Source organism: Xanthomonas sp. NCPPB 3005, from assembly GCF_041228095.2.
Lineage (GTDB): Bacteria > Pseudomonadota > Gammaproteobacteria > Xanthomonadales > Xanthomonadaceae > Xanthomonas_A > Xanthomonas_A bonasiae.
The window spans coordinates 4,447,592-4,466,078 of the sequence record NZ_CP166096.2 but is presented as its reverse complement, the minus strand read 5'-3'; the positions used below and the strand labels follow the sequence as shown (position 1 = coordinate 4,466,078).

Annotated in this window: 16 protein-coding genes and 1 other RNA gene; 14 read left to right on the top strand and 3 right to left on the bottom strand. The window is 70.1% G+C overall.

The annotated features are described in order from the left end of the window. Both AB8810_RS19370 and AB8810_RS19365 read right to left on the bottom strand, forming a co-directional pair. Positions 1–369 carry a YraN family protein gene (locus AB8810_RS19370; protein WP_369914577.1) on the bottom strand — a complete coding sequence of 123 codons (369 nt, stop codon included), beginning with the start codon at positions 367–369 and terminating at the stop codon, positions 1–3. After that, a complete protein-coding gene (locus AB8810_RS19365) occupies positions 359–2,086 on the bottom strand; it encodes a penicillin-binding protein activator (protein ID WP_369914576.1) in 1,728 nt (575 codons plus the stop codon). The genes AB8810_RS19370 and AB8810_RS19365 overlap by 11 nt, the downstream gene beginning before the upstream one ends. A gap of 81 nt (positions 2,087–2,167) precedes the next feature. Between AB8810_RS19365 and rsmI the strand changes: the two genes are divergently transcribed. The 3 genes from rsmI to rnpB all read left to right on the top strand — a co-directional run bounded on the left by rsmI (position 2,168) and on the right by rnpB (position 4,125). After that, positions 2,168–2,995, top strand: coding sequence for a 16S rRNA (cytidine(1402)-2'-O)-methyltransferase (rsmI, locus tag AB8810_RS19360; protein WP_369914575.1), 828 nt, complete (start codon positions 2,168–2,170; stop codon positions 2,993–2,995). Positions 2,996–3,053: 58 nt separating this feature from the next. Further along, positions 3,054–3,731 carry a hypothetical protein gene (locus tag AB8810_RS19355; RefSeq protein WP_369914574.1) on the top strand — a complete coding sequence of 226 codons (678 nt, stop codon included), beginning with the start codon at positions 3,054–3,056 and terminating at the stop codon, positions 3,729–3,731. A gap of 28 nt (positions 3,732–3,759) precedes the next feature. Beyond that, positions 3,760–4,125: RNase P RNA component class A (gene rnpB, locus AB8810_RS19350), an RNA gene on the top strand. Between the two features lie 365 nt (positions 4,126–4,490). On the opposite strand, the gene AB8810_RS19345 is transcribed toward rnpB, so the two are convergent. After that, positions 4,491–5,249: an NRDE family protein gene (locus AB8810_RS19345; RefSeq protein ID WP_369914573.1), complete on the bottom strand. Its 759-nt coding sequence runs from the start codon at positions 5,247–5,249 to the stop codon at positions 4,491–4,493. Between the two features lie 291 nt (positions 5,250–5,540). Here AB8810_RS19345 and AB8810_RS19340 point away from each other — a divergent pair, with 291 nt between their 5' ends. The 11 genes from AB8810_RS19340 to AB8810_RS19290 are packed head-to-tail and all read left to right on the top strand — an operon-like array spanning position 5,541 to position 18,384. Continuing rightward, positions 5,541–6,023, top strand: a complete 483-nt coding sequence (locus AB8810_RS19340) for a division/cell wall cluster transcriptional repressor MraZ (RefSeq protein ID WP_179568399.1) — start codon at positions 5,541–5,543, stop codon at positions 6,021–6,023. A 14-nt stretch (positions 6,024–6,037) separates the two neighbouring features. Then, the gene (gene rsmH / locus AB8810_RS19335; RefSeq protein ID WP_369916686.1) at positions 6,038–7,150 is read left to right on the top strand and encodes a 16S rRNA (cytosine(1402)-N(4))-methyltransferase RsmH; all 1,113 of its coding nucleotides are present in this window, start codon (positions 6,038–6,040) and stop codon (positions 7,148–7,150) included. Continuing rightward, positions 7,147–7,410, top strand: a complete 264-nt coding sequence (gene ftsL / locus AB8810_RS19330; protein ID WP_009576670.1) for a cell division protein FtsL — start codon at positions 7,147–7,149, stop codon at positions 7,408–7,410. Before rsmH ends, ftsL begins: the two co-directional genes overlap by 4 nt. Then, a complete protein-coding gene (locus AB8810_RS19325; RefSeq protein WP_179568397.1) occupies positions 7,407–9,272 on the top strand; it encodes a penicillin-binding protein 2 in 1,866 nt (621 codons plus the stop codon). Before ftsL ends, AB8810_RS19325 begins: the two co-directional genes overlap by 4 nt. Next, on the top strand, positions 9,269–10,762 hold the full coding sequence (locus AB8810_RS19320) for a UDP-N-acetylmuramoyl-L-alanyl-D-glutamate--2,6-diaminopimelate ligase (RefSeq protein ID WP_369914572.1): 1,494 nt from the start codon (positions 9,269–9,271) through the stop codon (positions 10,760–10,762). Before AB8810_RS19325 ends, AB8810_RS19320 begins: the two co-directional genes overlap by 4 nt. Next, on the top strand, positions 10,759–12,324 hold the full coding sequence (gene murF, locus AB8810_RS19315) for a UDP-N-acetylmuramoyl-tripeptide--D-alanyl-D-alanine ligase (protein ID WP_179568393.1): 1,566 nt from the start codon (positions 10,759–10,761) through the stop codon (positions 12,322–12,324). The genes AB8810_RS19320 and murF overlap by 4 nt, the downstream gene beginning before the upstream one ends. Continuing rightward, positions 12,314–13,399 carry a phospho-N-acetylmuramoyl-pentapeptide-transferase gene (mraY, locus tag AB8810_RS19310; RefSeq protein WP_179568390.1) on the top strand — a complete coding sequence of 362 codons (1,086 nt, stop codon included), beginning with the start codon at positions 12,314–12,316 and terminating at the stop codon, positions 13,397–13,399. The genes murF and mraY overlap by 11 nt, the downstream gene beginning before the upstream one ends. Beyond that, positions 13,399–14,721 (top strand): putative lipid II flippase FtsW, encoded by a 1,323-nt coding sequence (gene ftsW, locus AB8810_RS19305; protein ID WP_179568388.1) that lies wholly within the window; start codon positions 13,399–13,401, stop codon positions 14,719–14,721. The genes mraY and ftsW overlap by 1 nt, the downstream gene beginning before the upstream one ends. Then, entirely contained in the window at positions 14,718–15,995 is a 1,278-nt protein-coding gene (gene murG / locus AB8810_RS19300) for an undecaprenyldiphospho-muramoylpentapeptide beta-N-acetylglucosaminyltransferase (RefSeq protein WP_369914571.1), read from the top strand. Before ftsW ends, murG begins: the two co-directional genes overlap by 4 nt. Next, entirely contained in the window at positions 15,992–17,428 is a 1,437-nt protein-coding gene (gene murC / locus AB8810_RS19295) for a UDP-N-acetylmuramate--L-alanine ligase (RefSeq protein WP_206230561.1), read from the top strand. Before murG ends, murC begins: the two co-directional genes overlap by 4 nt. Continuing rightward, a complete protein-coding gene (locus tag AB8810_RS19290) occupies positions 17,425–18,384 on the top strand; it encodes a D-alanine--D-alanine ligase (RefSeq protein WP_191825495.1) in 960 nt (319 codons plus the stop codon). The genes murC and AB8810_RS19290 overlap by 4 nt, the downstream gene beginning before the upstream one ends. Positions 18,385–18,487 lie beyond the last annotated feature (103 nt).

The following is an 18,487-nucleotide window of genomic DNA, read 5'->3' as shown; positions in this document are numbered from 1 at the left end:
TCAGCAGTCGTCGGCGCGAAACGCGTCGCGCAGCCAGGTCAGCCGCGGCGGTTCGCCTTCGGCCTCGACCACGTCGAAGCGGCACGGCCAGTCCGCGTAGTGCGGATGCGCGGCCAGGAACAATTGCGCCGCCAACACCAGCCGGCGGCGCTTGCGCAGGTCGACCGAGGCGGCGCCGCCGCCGAACGCGTCGTTGCGCCGGTAGCGCACCTCGACGAACACCAGGCACTGCGCCTGCTGCATCACCAGATCCAGTTCGCCACCGCGATAGCGCACGTTCGCGGCGATCAGTTGCAGGCCGGCGCGCTCCAGTTCGGCGCGCGCCGCCGCTTCCACCTCGTTGCCGCGTTGCCGGCGGTCAACGCCCATCGGGCAGCGGCGTCGCGCGCCCGCCGCTGAAGGTGGACCAGGCCGGGGTGCGCAGGATGTTGCCGAAGCCGTCCAGGTGCAGCACGCCGGTGGCGCCGCGCAGGTTGGCCTCGGCGCCGGTGGCGAGCTTCTCCAGGTAGGCGCTGATCTGCCAGGCGTCGTAGCCGAACGCGAACAGGCGCGCGGCCGGGCCGCGCGCGGTCGGCAGCGTCTCGGCCACGCTGGTCGCCGCCGGCAGGCCGCCGACGCCGCGCACGCTCCACAGTTCGCTCGGGTAGGCGATGCCATCCAGCACCAGGTCGTCCTCCGGCTTGCCGGTGCCGAGCACCAGCTGCGAGGTCGCCACCCGGCTCTTGCCGGCGAAACCGGCCAGCGCCAGCTGCGGCGCCAGCGCGCGCGCGGTGCTGCCCTTCACCGCCAGGAACACCGCGTCGGCGGCACCGGCGTTGCGCAGCTGCGCGCCGACATCGCCCGGCACCTCGGCCACGCTGACGCTGGCGGCGACCTTGCCGCCGCGCTCGCTGAAGCGCTCGCGGAACGCGGCCACCGCGCGGCGGCCGTTGTCGTCGTTGCTGCCGATCACCAGCGCGTTGCGGCGCTCGTGCGCCAGCAGGTATTCGGCGGCGGCGATGCCGTCGTCTTCCGGCGCCAGCGAGAAGCCGGCGCTGCCGGCGGGCGGGGCGCCGGTGCCGCGGTTCAGCGCCAGCAGCGGCACCGGCAGCGCGTCGCGCGCGAACAGCGCCGTGACCTCGTCGCGGCCGAGCGGGCCGACCACGAAGTCGGCGCCGCCGTCGATCGCCTTCTGGTAGGCGGCCAGCGCGCCGGCGGGGGTGCCGGTGGTGTCGATGAAGTTGATCTCCGGACGGCGCCGGGTCTCGCCGTAGTAGCCGGCGAGCAGGCCGTCGCGCACCGGCGCGGCCGCGGTCGCCAGGGTGCCGCTCAGCGGCAGCAGCACCGCCAGCTTGGCCGGCGGGCGGTAGCCGTCGCGCTCGGCCGGCGGCCGCTTGCTGGTGTCGAAGCCCCACTGCTCGCTGCGGTCGAACGGCCGCGGCAGCGCCAGGCCGCGGCTGATCAGCGCGCGTCCGGCGAAGTTGTACAGCGGATCGCCGGCCGGCAGCGCGGCGGCGCGCGCCTGCAGCGTGGCGTCGTTCAACGCCGCCAGCTGGCGCACGATGGCGCGCTGGTTGTCGCTGCGCGCCTGGCCGGTCAGGCCGATATCGGCGCGGGCGCGTTCGTCCAGCGCCGCGGTGGCGTCGCCGGTGCCTTCCAGCGCTTGCGCGCGGGCCAGGTGCCAGCGCGCGCGCAGGTTCTGCGGCACCGCCTGCGGATCGCTGCCCAGCGCCTGCAGCGCCTGCGCCGGCTGGCGGTCGACCAGGGCCAGTTCGGCGTTGACCAGGGCGAGCCGCACCTTGCTCAGGCCCGACAGCTGGCGCGGCTGCACCTGCGCGGCCAGGCTGCGCGCGCGGGCGACGTCGCCGCCCTCGTACCAGGCGAAGGCGGCATCGGCCAGCAGCTGGTTGCGCTCGCTGCCGGTGGCCGTGGCGGCCTGCGCCTCGAGCTGCTGCGCCGCTTCCCGCGGCTTGCCCTGGTCGAGCAGCGCCAGCGCCGCGGATTGGGCCGGCGAGGACGCGCTCTGCGTCACGCTGGTGGTGGCGCAGCCGGCGAACAGCAGCGCCAGCAGCGACAGGGCGGAAATCCTTGCGAATCGCTTGTTCATTTCTGGTCCATTCGGCAGGGCACGCCGAGGCGCGCCGGGGAAAACCGCTACGATTCTACCCTTGACCATGGAAAGCCGTAGATGAGCGCCCAGCCCGGAACCCTGCATGTCGTCGCCACGCCGATCGGCAATCTCGCCGACCTGACGCCGCGCGCGCAGGAGGTGCTGCGCGCGGTCGCCGCGATCTGCGCCGAGGACACCCGCCGCAGCGGCCAGCTGCTGGCGCATTTCGGCATCGACAAGCCGCTGGTTGCGCTGCACGAGCACAACGAGGACGCGCTGGCGCAGCGCATCGTCGCGCGCCTGCTCGGCGGCGAGTCGCTGGCCCTGGTCAGCGATGCCGGCACCCCGCTGGTCAGCGATCCCGGCTACCGGCTGGTGCGCGCGGCGCGCGAGGCCGGGGTGCGGGTCAGCCCGGTGCCCGGCGCCTGCGCGGCGATCGCCGCGCTCAGCGTGGCCGGCCTGCCCAGCGACCGTTTCAGTTTCGAGGGCTTCCTGCCGGCCAAGGCCTCCGGCCGCCGCGAGCGCCTGGCGCGCCTGGCCGGCGAGCCGCGCACCCTGGTGTTCTACGAATCGGCGCACCGCATCGTCGAATCCCTGGCCGATTGCCGCGCCGCGTTCGGCGACGCGCGGCCGGCGGTGCTGGCGCGCGAGCTGACCAAGCTGTTCGAGACCGTGCTCGACGGCAGCCTGGCTGAGCTGCAGGCGCAGGTGGAAGCCGACGACAACCAGCGCAAGGGCGAGTTCGTGCTGATCGTGCAGGGCGCCGGCGACGATGCCGACGCGCAACTGGCCGAGGGCCGCCGCGTCTATGCCACGCTGAGCGCGCACCTGCCGCCGTCCACCGCCGCCAAGCTGGCCGCGGAGATCACCGGGGCGCCGCGCAAGGCGTTGTATGGGGGCGGCTAGCAAGGCTGCGCGTCAGAAGGCGAGGGAGCTGGCTTGGCTCAACCTCGCCAGAACCGTCATGCCGGAGGCAATTCCTGATGGGGTAGTGGAGCAACTGCAACCCCCCGCCCCGGACCTCCTAATTAGAAGCGACAGCGGGGTGCTGGGCATCGAGGTCACTCAGCTCTTTCAGCTCGACGACGCAGCGTTGCGTATCCCTGTTCGAGAAATCGAGGCTGCTCAGCGCAACATTCTCGCTGAGGCCAGACAGCTGTATGAAGCCTTCTATGGACGTCGTTTGTTCATCAATGCTTCGTTCAAGAGTGGTGCTCCACCTGCAAATAAGGCAGCGGCTCGCGAACTGGTAGAGCTCATTGAGAGACATCGCCCTGAAGCGGGCGGCATGTTCCAAGTGCTTGCGTTAGAGGCCCGAGCCCGGACTCTCCTGCCTGAGTGGCTACAGGGATTAACGATCTGTATTCGAGAATCAGATGAGCCTTCTCGCTGGATCGGTGGTTCGGTTTGGAGTACGCCAAGCTTGACCCAAGCCATGCTGCAGGCTGCGGTTTCCAAGAAAGATAAAAGAATTGACGGCTACCTGGGGTGTTGCGACAACGTATGGCTCTTGGTCGTTTGCGATTTGTGGCCCATGGCGGCTAGTTTGTCGATACCGCGGAACGCCGCCGAGTGGCGCTTGGAAAGCCGTTTCTCGCGCGTATTGCTTGTTTCACGAGAGGGGGATGGCATCGGTTTCTGATTAGGAAACGTGCGACAATGCGCGCGGCGGAGTCGGCCAGACAGTCGCGTCATCGCAGTGCATTTCGGTGTAGCGCGGTGCCGAGGAAAGTCCGGGCTCCATAGGGCAAGGTGCCAGGTAACGCCTGGGCGGCGCGAGCCGACGGAAAGTGCAACAGAAAGATACCGCCTAAGTCTGCGCAAGCAGGCCGGTAAGGGTGAAATGGTGCGGTAAGAGCGCACCGCGAGTCCGGTAACGGACCGGTACGGCAAACCCCACCTGGAGCAAGACCAAATAGGGACCTCATGGCGCTGCCCGCGTCGGGTCCGGGTAGGTTGCTCGAGCGCCGCGGTGACGCGGCGCCTAGAAGAATGACTGTCCACGACAGAACCCGGCTTATCGGCCGGCTCCGCCGCTTTTTTCGCGCGTCGCGCGAAAAAATCCCCAAACTTTTGCGTGGCAAAAGTTTGGGCCCCAGGCCCTTGACCTGCCAAATCCCCGCGGCTTCGCCGCTCCCTCTTTACTAAAGGGGGCTTTGGTCCAGAAGCAGCGACGTGGTGTAGTGCTTCGCTCCAGGCCATGTTTGGCGTGGCATCTGCTCAGATGCGGCGCGCCGTTGCCATGGCGCTTTCCGTTGACTGATCGCCGCTCTGGCTTCGCTTTGTGTGGGAGGGGCTTCAGTCCCGCGGCTGCAGGAGGCTGATCCGCCAATGGCGCTGCTTGCGCGGATGCTCATGCGGCTCGCTGCGACGCTCGACCGCCACCCCAGGCTGCCGAGTGCTAGGGCGTTTCCAGCCGCGTCTCCCCCAGGAACACCCCATCGGCGCCGAAGCGGCGCTCGTGGATCCAGCCGCGGCCGTCGCCGTCCACCGCGACGATGGTGCTGGCGCGGGTGCCGTAGTCGTGGCCGCGGATGAAGGCCGGCGACAGGCGCCGCTCCAGTTCCAGGCCCACGCCGGTGTCGGGCAACTGCGCGTCGGCGGCGATGGTCTCGTCGGCCAGCGCGCGCCACAGCGGGGACAGGTCCTCGTCGCCAGCGGCGATCCATCCCGCCAGGACCTCGCACAGGCGCACGGTCTTCGGCCATGGCGCGTCCAGCGCGCCATTGGACATGCCGTGGATGCCGGGCGCCAGGCGCTGCCGGGCAGGCGGGTGGTTGCCCAGGTATTGCGCGCCTTCGGCGTCGGCCAGCAGCAGGTTGAACGGCGGGTAGGCGTCGGCGCGAAGCGCCAGTGCGTCGGCGAACGCGCCCGCCGGCGCGGCGCCGGCCAGGTAGTCGGCGACCAGGGCGCCGCGCGAGGCGCCGGACATCGACGCCAGCGGGTCGCGCACGTTGGTGACCACGGTGCAGCGGCCGGCGTCGTCCAGGCCCACCCAGCTGCCGCCGGAACGCAGGTCGCGCCCGGCCAGCACGCGCTGCGCCGGCGCCGCCCAGCGCTGCAGCGGCGCGGTCGGGCGGGCATGGAATTCGTCGCGGTTGCCGACCAGCAGCAGGCGCCAGCGCGGGTGCGATTCGAGGGCGAGGGCGACGAGGCACATAGGCCGCCGATTGTGCGGTTTTGCGCAGCGGCAGGCGAGCCGGTCGGTCGTGGCCGCGACAGCTGGCCGCTGTCTTAACGCCTTGTGCACAGGGCTGAATTTCCGCTCAATCTCAAAATATGAGACGAAACAGCAACTTGTGGATAAGCTTTGAACAAGTCTCTAAAGAATGGCGCAAGCCATTGATGTGGCTAGCGATTTATCGCTCGCAAAGTTGTTGACAACCTTTCGCGCGCTGCTAAGGTGGGCACTCGAGGGAAAACCGGGTTTTTTGTGGTTTTTCGTGGTTCAATGACCGTCCAGGCGGATTTGAAAGGTGTAGGCGTCGTGTTTCAGGGCGAGACCGCAATCACAGTGGACGACAAGGGGCGTATGGCGGTTCCCACCGCGTACCGCGACCTCGTCGTGCGTGCGAGCGGCAATCGGCTGGTGCTGACCTACAACCCGTTCGAGGCCGGATGCCTGTGGCTGTACGCGGAAAAGGAATGGGAGCGGGTCCGTGACGACGTCATGGCCAAGCCCAACACCCAGCGCGTGGTGCGGGTCCTGCAGCAGAAGCTGGTCGGTTCCTCGGCCGCGCTGGAGCTGGACGCCAACAGCCGCATCACCATCCCGCCGAGCCACCGCGCCGCGGTGGGCATCGAAAAGCGCGCCGTGCTGTTGGGCATGGGCGACAAGTTCGAACTATGGAGCGAGCAGGCTCATCGCGCACTGATCCAGCAGACATTGTCTGACGAGGATCTGGGCGATGGATTGCTCGATCTGAAGTTGTGAGCCGGGGTGTCCGGATGCGCGGACAGGCGCAGGCCGGTCACCTTCCGGTGTCGCAACCGCCGGCGGCGCATGTGCCGGTGTTGTTCGCGCAGGTCATGGACGGGCTGCAGGTGATCGAAGACGGAATCTATCTGGATGGCACGTTCGGGCGTGGCGGACACGCGCGCGGGGTGCTGCACAAACTCGGCCCAGGAGGCCGGCTGCTGTTGATGGACAAGGATCCCGAGGCGATCGCCGAAGCCGAACATGCGTTCGGTGGCGACGCGCGCGTGCGCATCCGCCGCGGCAGCTTCGCCGAACTGGCGCAGTGGGACGCCGCCGCCGATCTGGACGGCGTGCTGTTCGACCTGGGCGTGTCCTCGCCGCAGCTGGACGTGGCCGAGCGCGGTTTCTCGTTCGGCAAGGACGGCCCGCTGGACATGCGCATGGATCCGGACGCCGGCGAGAGCGCCGCGCAGTGGCTGGCTCACGCCAGCGAGCGCGACATCGCCGACGTGCTGTGGACCTATGGCGACGAACGCCAGAGCCGGCGCATCGCCCGCGCGATCGTGGCGCGCCGCGCCGAGCAGCCGCTGACCCGCACCGCGCAGTTGGCCGACCTGATCGCCAGCGTGATGCCGCGCGGCGACAGCAAGACCCATCCGGCCACGCGCAGCTTCCAGGCGATCCGCATCCACATCAACCGCGAACTGGCCGACCTCGAAGCCGGGCTGGACGCGGCGCTGGCCAAGCTCAAGCAGGGCGGGCGCCTGGCGGTGATCAGCTTCCATTCGCTGGAAGACCGCATCGTCAAGCAGTTCATGAACCGCCACGCCAAGGCCCCGCCGAGCAACCGCCGCCTGCCCGAGGCGCAGCCGTTCGTGCCGACCCTGCAACTGCACGGCGGCGCGATCAAGGCCGACGGCGCCGAGCTGGCGCTCAATCCGCGCGCGCGCAGCGCGGTGCTTCGGGTGGCCGAGAAGCTGGGAATCGGGAATCGGGAATCGGGAATCGGTAAAGGCGAAAGCAAGAGCTCGCTTCCCGGCGCGGACGGTTTCCGGGCGCAGGCCACCGGCTCTTCCCCATTCCCCATTCCCCATTCTCCATTCCCGCCGGCACATGACGCGCTCCACAGGAGCGCGCCATGAGCCGGCTGCTGTTGATCGTCCTGCTCGCCTGCACCATCGCCTCGGCGATCGGGGTGGTGTACATGCGCCATCGCCATCGCCAGCTGTTCGTCGAGCTGTCGCGGCTGGAGCACAACCGCGACGAGCTGAACATCGAGTTCGGCCGGCTGCAGCTGGAGCAGGCGACCTGGGCCGAAAGCAATCGCGTCGACCAGGTCGCGCGCGAGCGGCTGGGCATGAAGTTTCCGGAAACCGGCGACATCGTGGTGGTGCGGCCATGAGCAAGACCGGCCGCAACCGCCCGCGCAGCAACTTCAATCTCCGTGGCCGGCTGGTGCTGGTCGGTGCGGCGCTGAGCCTGTGCTCGGTCACCCTGATCGGTCGCGCCGCCTACGTGCAGATCATCAACAGCGACTTCTACCAGCGCCAGGGCGAGGCGCGCTACCTGCGCGAGCTGCCGATCGCGACCTCGCGCGGCATGATCACCGACCGCAACGGCGAGCCGCTGGCGGTGTCCACGCCGGTGGAGTCGATCTGGGTCAATCCGCAGGAGCTGCTGCGCAATCCCGACCGCATCCCGCAGCTGGCGCAGGCGCTGGAACTGCCCAGCGACGAGCTGACCGCCAAGCTGTCGCAGAAGTCGGACAAGGAGTTCATGTACCTCAAGCGCCGGATCAATCCGGACAAGGCGCATGCGGTGGTCGCGCTGGGCATCCCGGGCGTGTTCTCGCAGCGCGAGTTCCGCCGCTTCTACCCGCAGGGCGAAGCGATGGCGCACGTGCTCGGCTTCACCAACATCGACGACCGCGGCCAGGAAGGGCTGGAGCTGGCGTTCGACGAATGGCTGCGCGGCAAGCCCGGTTCCAAGCGCGTGATCCGCGACCGCAAGGGCGCGATCGTGGAAAGCATTGATCTGGTCAAGCCGGCCGAGCCGGGCAAGGACCTGACCCTCAGCATCGATCGCCGCATCCAGTTCCTGGCCTACAAGGAACTGCGCAACGCGCTGGTGGAAAACAACGCCGCCGGCGGTTCGATCGTGGTGATGGACGTGGCCACCGGCGAGATCATGGCCATGGTCAACCTGCCGACCTACAACCCGAACTCGGTCACCGGGGTCAATTCCGATGCGCGCCGCAACCGCGCGGTCACCGACCTGGTCGAGCCGGGTTCGACGATGAAGCCGTTGACCATCTCCACCGCGCTCAAGGCCGGGGTGGTGACCAAGGACACGCTGATCGACACCAACCCGGGCTACATGGCGATCGGCCGCTTCACCATCAAGGACGTGCCGCGCAACAACGGCGTGCTGACCGTGACCGGCGTGATCACCCGCAGCTCCAACATCGGCGCGGCCAAGATCGCGGCCAAGCTGCCGGACCAGACCTTCTACGACCAGATCCACAGCTACGGCTACGGCAGCGCCCCGCACAGCGGCTTCCCCGGCGAATCGGCCGGCGTGCTGCCCTCGCCGGCACGCTGGAGCGGGTCGTCCAAGACCACCATGTCCTACGGCTACGGCCTGTCGGTGACGCCGCTGCAGATCGCACGCGCGTACTGCGCGCTGGGCAACGGCGGCAAGCTGGTCACGCCGACCTTCGTCAAGGGCCAGCACGAGGACACCAAGGAAGTGCTGAGCCCGGCGATCGCCAAGGAAGTGGTGTCGATGATGGAAACCGTGGTGACCCAGGGCGGCGCCAAGGGCGCGGCGATCCTCGGCTACCACGTCGCCGGCAAGACCGGCACCGCGCGCCTGAACGGTCCCGGCGGCTATATCCGCGGCCACTACAACGCGCTGTTCGCCGGCCTGGTGCCGGCGACCAATCCGCGCTTCGCCACGGTCATCGTGATCAACGATCCGCAGGGCGCCAAGTACTACGGCGGCCTGGTTTCGGCGCCGGTGTTCCACAACGTGATGGAAGGCGCGCTGCGGCTGATGGACGTGCCGCCGGACGACATCCAGGCGTGGCTGGCGGCGCAGGCCGCCGGCAAGAGCGGCCATGCGCCGCCGCCGGCGCCGGTGGAGCCGGATCCGGCCGTGGTGCCCGATGCCGCCGCCGAAGTGGAAGCGGCGCTGCCCATCGCCCGTGCCGTCACGCCGCCGCCGGCCGCGCAGCCGGTGCCGTTGCAGGAGACCCGCCAGTGAGCCGCGCGCTGCCGCTGTCGCAGCTGCTGCCGGACGTGGCGCTGGCGCGCGACGTGCAGGTGTCCGGGCTGGTCATGGACAGCCGCGCGGTGCGCGCCGGCGATGCGTTCGTGGCGATCGCCGGGTTTGGCGCGCACGGGCTGGGCTTCGTCGCGCAGGCGCAGGCCAAGGGCGCCGCGGCGATCCTGTTCGAACCGCCGGCCCCGGCCGAATTGCCGGCGCCGGCCGACGCGATCGCGGTGCCGGGCCTGCGCGCGCGCATGGGCGCGATGGCCGACCAGTTCCACGGCCATCCGTCGCAGACGATGACCATGGTCGGGGTCACCGGCACCAACGGCAAGACTTCCACCGTGCAGTTGCTGGCGCAGGCCTGGCAGTGCCTGGGCACGCGCAGCGGCAGCATCGGCACGCTCGGCGTCGGCCTGTACGGCGACGTGGTGCCGACCGGTTTCACCACGCCGCTGGTGCTGCAGACGCACGCGCTGCTGGCGCAGCTGCGCGACGCCGGCGCGCAGGCGGTGGCGATGGAAGTGAGTTCGCACGCGCTGGACCAGGGCCGCGTCGATGCGGTGCACTTCGACGTGGCGGTGTTCACCAATCTCACCCGCGACCATCTGGACTACCACGGCGACATGGCCGGCTATGGCGCAGCCAAGGCGCGCCTGTTCGCCACGCCGGGGCTGAAGGCGGCGGTGGTCAATCTCGACGACGCGTTCGGCCGCGAGCTGCTGGCGACGCTGGACCCGGCGCTGCGCCGCATCGGCGTCAGCTCGCGCGGCCAGGCCGATGCCACGCTGCGCGCCGAGGCGCTGCGCCTGGACGCGCGCGGCATCGGTTTCGACCTGCTGATCGGCGAGGCGCGGCATCCGCTGCAGTCGCCGCTGCTCGGCCGCTTCAACGTGGACAACCTGCTGGCGGTGGCCGGCGCGCTGCACGCGCTGGACGTGGCGCCGGCGCGCATCGCCGCGACGCTGTCGCAGCTGCAGCCGATCCGCGGGCGCATGAACCGCCTCGGCGGCAGCGACGCGCAGCCGCTGCTGGTGATCGACTACGCGCACACCCCGGACGCGCTGGAGCAGGCGCTGGACAGCCTGCGCGGCCACGCCCACGGCCGCCTGCTGTGCGTGTTCGGCTGCGGCGGCGAGCGCGACACCGGCAAGCGCCCGCAGATGGCGGCGATCGCGCAGCGCCTGGCCGATGCGGTGATCGTCACCGACGACAATCCGCGTGGCGAGGATGGCGACCGCATCGTCGCCGACATCCTGGCCGGGTTCACCGACCTGCAGGCGGTGCGCGTGCAGCGCGACCGCGCGCAGGCCATCGCCCTGGCCGTAGCCGAAGCCGGCCCCGACGACATCGTGCTGATCGCCGGCAAGGGCCACGAGCCGTACCAGGAGATCGCCGGCATCCAGCATCCGTTCGACGACACCGAGATCGCCGCGCACGCGCTGCAGGCGCGCGCCGCAATGCCAGTGGAGCACGCCCGATGAAGCGTCTGCCGCTGTCGATGATCGCGCACTGGGCCGGCGCCGAGCTGCACGGCGACGACGTGGCGATCGACGCGATCGCCCACGACACCCGCACGCTGGCGCCGGGCAGCCTGTACGTGGCGCTGCGCGGCGAGCGTTTCGACGGCCACGACTTCGTCGCCGATGCCGCCGCGCGCGGCGCCAGCGCGTTGCTGGTGGAGCTGCTGCAGCCGCACAGCGAACTGCCGCAGATCCTGGTCGCCGACACCCAGCTGGCACTGGCGCGGATCGCCGCCGGCATGCAGCGCGGCCGCGCCACGCGGGTGGCTGCGATCACCGGCAGCAACGGCAAGACCAGCGTCAAGGCGCTGCTGCTGGCGATCCTGCAGCATGCCTGCCGGGTCCAGGGCGGCAGCGTCTACGCCAATCCCGGCAACCGCAACAACGAGATCGGCCTGCCGCTGGCGGTGATCGAAGCGCCGGACGCGGCCGACTACGCGATCTACGAGATGGGCGCGGGCAAGCCGGGCGACATCGCCTACCTGACCGACATCGTGGCCCCGCATGCGGCGCTGGTGAACAACATCGCCCCGGCGCATCTGGAGCGGATGGGCAGCCTGCTCGGCGTCGCCGCGACCAAGGGCGCGATCTACGCCGCGCTGACCGCCGACGGCACCGCGGTGATCAATGCCGACGACGCGTTCGGGCTGTGGTTCGAGCAGCGCCTGCCGGCGCCGCTGGCCCCGCGCGTGCTGCGCTTCGGCCTGCAGGCCAGCGCTGAGGTCACCGCCACGCAGCTGCGCATGCGGCCGGACCGCTCGCAGTTCGTGCTGGTCACCCCGCAGGGCGAGATCGAAACGACGCTGCCATTGCCGGGCCGGCACAACCTGATGAACGCACTGGCCGCCGCCTCGCTGGCGCTGGCGCTGGACATCGCGCCGGCGCTGATCGCCGCGGGCCTGGCGCAGGTGCAGCCGGTGCCGGGCCGGCAGATCGCGCATACGCTGCCCGGCGGCGCGGTGCTGATCGACGACAGCTACAACGCCAACCCCGGTTCGCTGGCCGCGGCGATCGACGCGCTGGCCGCCGCCGGCGGCGAGCGCTGGCTGGTGCTGGGCGACATGCGCGAACTCGGCGACGGTGCCGAAGCGCTGCACGCCAGCGGCGGCCGCCGCGCCCGCGACGCCGGCCTGACCCGGCTGTACGCGCTGGGCCCGCTCAGCGCCGTCGCCGCGCAGGCCTTCGGCGAGAACGGACGCGTGTTCGACAGCCATGCGGCGCTGATCGCCGCGCTGCGTGCGGATCTGCGTGCGGCCGGGAGTAGGGATGGCCAGCCTGCGGCTGTCGAACAGCGAGCGGGATTGGGGATTCGTGAAGAGCAAGATCAAGAGCAGGAAACAGAGCTGATGGATGAGAACACCGGCGCGGTGGCAGACGACGTTTTGCCCCCCCGACTCCCGATTCCCGATTCCCGATTCCCGGCTCCTCCCACCCTCCTGATCAAAGGTTCGCGCGGCAGCGCCATGGACAAGATCGTGAGCGCGCTGCTGGCGCAGGGAGAGGAGGCGCCGCATGCTGCTTGAACTGTCCCGCTGGCTGCAGCAGCTGGAGAGCCTGTTCGGGCTGTTCGGCTACCTCACCTTCCGCGGCATCCTCGCGGCGCTGACCTCGCTGTTCCTGTCGCTGTGGCTGGGCCCGGCGGTGATCCGCAAGCTGGCGCAGTTCAAGGGCGGCCAGCCGATCCGCCAGGACGGCCCGCAGAGCCATTTCTCCAAGGCCGGCACGCCGACCATGGGCGGCTCGATGATCCTGCTGACCGTGCTGCTGTCGGTGCTGCTGTGGGGCGACCTGCGCAACCGTTACGTGTGGCTGGTGCTGGCGGTGATGCTGGCGTTCGGCGTGATCGGCTGGTACGACGACTGGATCAAGATCGTGCGCCGCGACCCGAACGGGCTGAAGTCGCGCTGGAAGTACCTGCTGCAGTCGATCTTCGGCCTGGCCGCGGGCCTGTTCCTGTACTACAGCGCCGACGTGCCGGCCGCGATCACCTTCTACATCCCGATGTTCAAGTCGATCGCGCTGCCGCTGGCCGGGATCAGCTTCGTCGCCATCGCCTACTTCTGGATCGTCGGCTTCTCCAACGCGGTCAACCTGACCGACGGCCTGGACGGGCTGGCGATCATGCCGACCGTGCTGGTGGCCTGCGCGCTGGGCGTGTTCGCCTACGCCTCGGGCAACGCGGTGTTCTCCGCCTATCTGAAGATTCCCTCGATCCCCGGCGCCGGCGAGCTGATCATCATCTGCGCGGCGATCGCCGGCGCGGGCCTGGGCTTCCTGTGGTTCAACACCTATCCGGCGATGGTGTTCATGGGCGACATCGGCGCGCTGGCGCTGGGCGCGGTGCTCGGCACCATCGCGGTGATCGTGCGCCAGGAACTGGTGCTGGTGATCATGGGCGGCGTGTTCGTGGTCGAGACGCTGTCGGTGATGATCCAGGTTGCCTCGTTCAAGCTCACCGGCAAGCGCGTGTTCCGCATGGCGCCGATCCACCACCACTTCGAACTGAAGGGCTGGCCCGAGCCGCGGGTGATCGTGCGCTTCTGGATCATCTCGGTGGTGCTGGTGCTGGTCGGCCTGGCCACGTTGAAGGTGCGCTGATGAACGACGCCGCGCGCCAGGCAACCCGACTCGAGGCCATCGGCGGCCGCTACGACCCGTGGCTGCTCGGCGCCGTGGTGGCGCTGGCGTCGCTGGGCGTGGTGATGGTCGGTTCCAGCTCGATCGAGCTGACCGTCAGCCCGTTCTACTACCTGACCCGGCACCTGCTGTTCCTGGCCGGCGGCATCGGCCTGGCGATCTGGGCGATGCGCACCGAGCTGAAGAACATCGAGCAGTACAACCAGCTGCTGCTGCTGGCCTGTTTCGGCCTGCTGCTGGTGGTGTTCGTGCCGGGGCTGGGCAGCACCGTCAACGGCGCGCGGCGCTGGATCAACCTGGGCATCTCCCGCTTCCAGACCGTGGAAGCGGTGAAGGTGCTGTACATCGTGTGGCTGTCCAGCTACCTGGTGCGCTTCCGCGACGAGGTCAACGCCACCTGGCCGGCGATGCTCAAGCCGCTGGGCGTGGCGGTGGCGCTGGTCGGCCTGCTGCTGCTGCAGCCGGACTTCGGTTCCTCCACGCTGCTGCTGGCGATCACCGCCGGCATGCTGGTGCTGGGCGGGGTCAACCTGCCGCGCATGTCGATGCCGATCGTGATCGGGCTGCCGGTGTTCGCCTTCATCGCGATCCTGGAACCGTATCGCCTGCGCCGCATCACCTCGTTCCTGGACCCGTGGGCCGACCAGCTGGGTTCCGGCTACCAGTTGTCCAATGCGCTGATGGCGGTGGGCCGCGGCGAACTGTTCGGGGTCGGCCTGGGCGGTTCGGTGCAGAAGCTCAACTACCTGCCCGAGGCGCATACCGATTTCATCTTCTCGGTGATCGCCGAGGAACTGGGCTTCACCGGCGTGTGCCTGATCATCGCGCTGTACGCGCTGCTGGTCGGGCGCGCGTTCTGGCTGGGCATGCGCTGCGTGGAAATGAAGCGCCACTTCTCCGGCTACATCGCCTTCGGCATCGGCCTGTGGATCAGCCTGCAGAGCTTCGTCTCGGTCGGCGTCAACCTGGGCATCCTGCCGACCAAGGGCCTGACCCTGCCGCTGATCTCCGCCGGCGGTTCCAGCGTGCTGATGACCTGCGTGGCGATGGGCCTGCTGCTGCGCGTGTCCTACGAACTCGATCGCGCCGAACGCCAGGTGGCGAAGGTGCGCAGCGATGCCGCGCCGCCGGTCAGGCAGACCGTGGACAGCGCCGAGGACCTGCAGGCCGCACGCGAGGCCAGCGCCAGCGCGGTGGCCGCGGCGATCCAGGCCGGCACCCCGGCGCGCGGCACCAGCCGCATGCAGCCGCGGGTCGAGCCGACCTTCGGGAGGCTGGGATGAGTGTGTCCGTGCCGATGACCGGCACCGCCATGACCGACGCTGCGTCGCGTCCGGTGATGATCCTCGCTGGCGGCACCGGCGGGCACATCTTCCCGGCGCTGGCGGTGGCCAAGGTGCTGCGCGCGCGCGGCGTGCCGGTGGTGTGGCTGGGCGCAGCCGGGCGCATGGAAACGCAATTGGTGCCGCAGCACGGCATCGAGATCGACACCATCGAAATCGGCGGGCTGCGCGGCAAGGGCGCGCTGGCGTTGTTCGGCGCGCCGCTGCGGGTCATGCGCGCGATCCGCGCCGCCGGCTTCGTGTTGCGCCGGCGCATGCCGCGCGCGGTGGTCAGCTTCGGCGGCTTCGCCGCCGGCCCCGGCGGCATCGCCGCGCGCCTGCTGAAACTGCCGTTGCTGGTGCACGAACAGAACCGCGCGCCGGGCCTGACCAACAAGGTGCTGTCGCGCGTCGCGCGGCGCGTGCTGACCGGGTTTCCGGGCAGCTTCGCCGCGCGCGAGGAAGCGGTGGGCAATCCGGTGCGCGCCGAGATCGCCGCGCTGGCGCCGCCGGCGCAGCGCTTCGCCGCGCGCGACGGCGCGGTGCGCCTGCTGGTGCTCGGCGGCAGCCAGGGCGCGCGCGCGCTGAACCAGGCGCTGCCGCGCGCGCTGGCCGCGCTCGGTGCGCAGGTCGAAGTGCGCCACCAGTGCGGCGAGAAATTGCGCGACGAAGCGGCCCAGGCCTATGCCGAGGCCGGCGTCGCCGCCAGCGTCGAAGCCTTCATCGGCGACATGGCCGCCGCCTACGCCTGGGCCGACCTGATCGTGTGCCGCGCCGGCGCCTCGACCCTGGCCGAACTGTGCGCGGTCGGCATCGGCAGCGTGCTGGTGCCGTTCGCCGCCGCCGTCGACGACCACCAGACCCGCAATGCCGAATACCTGGTCGAGCGCGGCGCCGCGGTGCTGCTGAAGCAGGACGACGCCCTGGCGACCAACCTGCAGGGCGTGCTGCGCGACCTGCTCGGCAACCCCGCACGCCGCCTGTCGATGGCCGACGCCGCCCGCAGCCTGGCCAAGCCGGATGCGGCCGAGCGGATCGCGGACATCATTCTGGAAGAGGCTGGGAATGGGATGTCGGGAATGGGGAATGGGTACAAGCCAGATCAAACGCAGGAACACACAGTGATGCACGCAGACACGAGCACGCGGCAGGCGCGGATTGCCGCCGGCGCTTCGCTTTTCCCCATTCCCCATTCCCCATTCGCGATTCCCGCCTCCGCAGGAGGCAAACAATGATCCGCCGTCTCCACGACACCGGCGACCTGGTCCGCGCGTTTCCGCGCGTGCATTTCGTCGGCATCGGCGGCACCGGCATGAGCGGGATCGCCGAGGTCATGCTGACCCTGGGCTACGAGGTGTCCGGCTCGGACAACGCCGACAACGCGGCGACGCGGCGGCTGGTCACGCTCGGCGCGCGGGTGATGCGCGGGCATTCGGCGGCCAACGTGCTCGGCACCGACTGCGTGGTGGTGTCCAGTGCGATCCGCGACGACAACCCGGAACTGATGGAGGCGCGCAGCCAGCGCATCCCGATCATGCCGCGCGCGGCGATGCTGGCCGAGCTGATGCGCTTCCGCCGCGGCATCGCGGTGGCCGGCACGCACGGCAAGACCACCACCACCAGCCTGGCTGCGGCGGTGCTCAGCGAAGGTGGGTTGGATCCGACCTTCGTGATCGGCGGGCAGCTGCTCGCCGCCGGCGCCAACGCCAAGCTTGGCGGCGGCCAGTGGCTGGTGGCCGAAGCCGACGAGAGCGACGGCAGCTTCCTGCGCCTGAATCCGCTGATCTCGGTGATCACCAACATCGACGCCGATCACCTGGAGAACTACGGCAACGATTTCGCCCGCGTCCAGGCCGCGTTCGCCGAATTCCTGCAGCGCCTGCCGTTCTATGGCCTGGCGGTGCTGTGCATCGACGATCCGGAAGTGGCCGCGCTGGCCGCCAAGACCCCGCGCCACGTGATGAGCTACGGGCTCAGCGAGAACGCCGACGTGCGCGCCGAGGACGTGGTCCAGGACGGCCCGCGCATGCGCTTCACCCTGCGCCTGCCGGAAGGCAGCAGCACCCCGGTGACGCTGGCCCTGCCGGGCCGGCACAACGTGCTCAATGCGCTGGCCGCCGCCGCGATCGGCTGGCAGCTGGGCGTGGCGCCTGAGGCGATCGCCAGCGCGCTGCAGGGCTTCGCCGGCATCGGCCGCCGCTTCAACGACCTGGGCGAAGTGACCACCGCCGCCGGCGCACGCGTGCGCCTGGTCGACGACTACGGCCACCATCCGCGCGAACTGGCGGCGGTGTTCGCCGCCGCGCGCGGCGGCTGGCCGGACAAGCGCCTGGTGGTCGCGTTCCAGCCGCACCGCTACAGCCGCACCCGCGACCAGTTCGACGCGTTCGCCGCGGTGCTGTCGGAAGTGGACGCACTGGTGCTCAGCGAGGTCTATCCGGCCGGCGAAGCGCCGATCCCCGGCGCCGACGCGCGTTCGCTGGCGCGCGCGATCCGTGCGCGCGGGCGCAGCGAGCCGGTGGTGGTCGGGCAGGTCGCCGAACTGAGCGAAGTGCTGCCGGACGTGCTGCAGGACGGCGATCTGCTGCTGATGATGGGCGCCGGCGATATCGGCTACGTCGCCCAGCACATCGCGCAGGACGGGTTCGTCGTCGGAGCCAAGTCATGAGCGCGCAGAACTTCCCGCCGCCGCGCCACACCGACCCGGCCGTGTTCGGCCGCGTCGCGGTGCTGCTCGGCGGTACTTCCAGCGAACGCGAGGTGTCGCTGGATTCGGGCCGCAACGTGCTCGAGGCGCTGCGCGCGCGCGGCGTCGATGCGGTGGCGGTGGACGGCATCCCGGCATTGGCGCAGGCGCTGGTCGACAAGCGCTTCGACCGCGTGTTCAACGTGCTGCACGGCCACAACGGCGGCGGCGAAGACGGCATCGTGCAGGGTCTGATGGACGCGTTCGGCGTGCCCTACACCGGCTCGCCGGTGCTCGGCTCGGCGCTGAGCATGGACAAGGTGCGGACCAAGCAGGTGTGGTTGTCGCTGGGCCTGCCGACGCCGCGCTACGTGCGCCTGGCGGCGACCGCGCAGGCGGACGCGATCCGCGCCGCGGCCGCGCAGCTGGGCCTGCCGGTGATCGTCAAGCCGGCCAACGAAGGCTCCAGCGTCGGCGTGACCCGCGTGTTCGAGCCAGCGCAGCTGGACGAGGCGGTGGCGCTGGCCGCGCGCTACGACGGCGAACTGCTGATGGAGCAGATGATCGTCGGCGACGAACTGACCGTGGCCATCCTCGGCGACACCGCGCTGCCGTCGATCCGCATCGTGCCCAAGGGCCAGTGGTACGACTACCACGCCAAGTACGTGGCCGAGGACACCCAGTACCTGTGCCCGGGCCTGGACGGCGAGGACGAGCTTGCCCTGGGCGAACTGGCGCTGGCCGCATTCCGCGCCGCCGGCTGCCGCGGCTGGGGCCGCGTGGACGTGATGCGCGACGGCGCCAGCGGCGATTTCGCCCTGCTGGAAGCCAACACCGCCCCAGGCATGACCAGCCACTCGCTGGTGCCCAAGGCCGCACGCCAGGCCGGCATCGGCTTCGAAGAGCTGGTGTGGCGCGTGCTGGAGCAGACGCTGTGAAGCAGGGAATCGGGAATCGGGAAAAGGGAATGGGGAAGAGCGGTGCGCTGTGCGCGCCGGCTTTCGCGTTGCCGATTCCCTATTCCCGATTCCCCATTCCCGC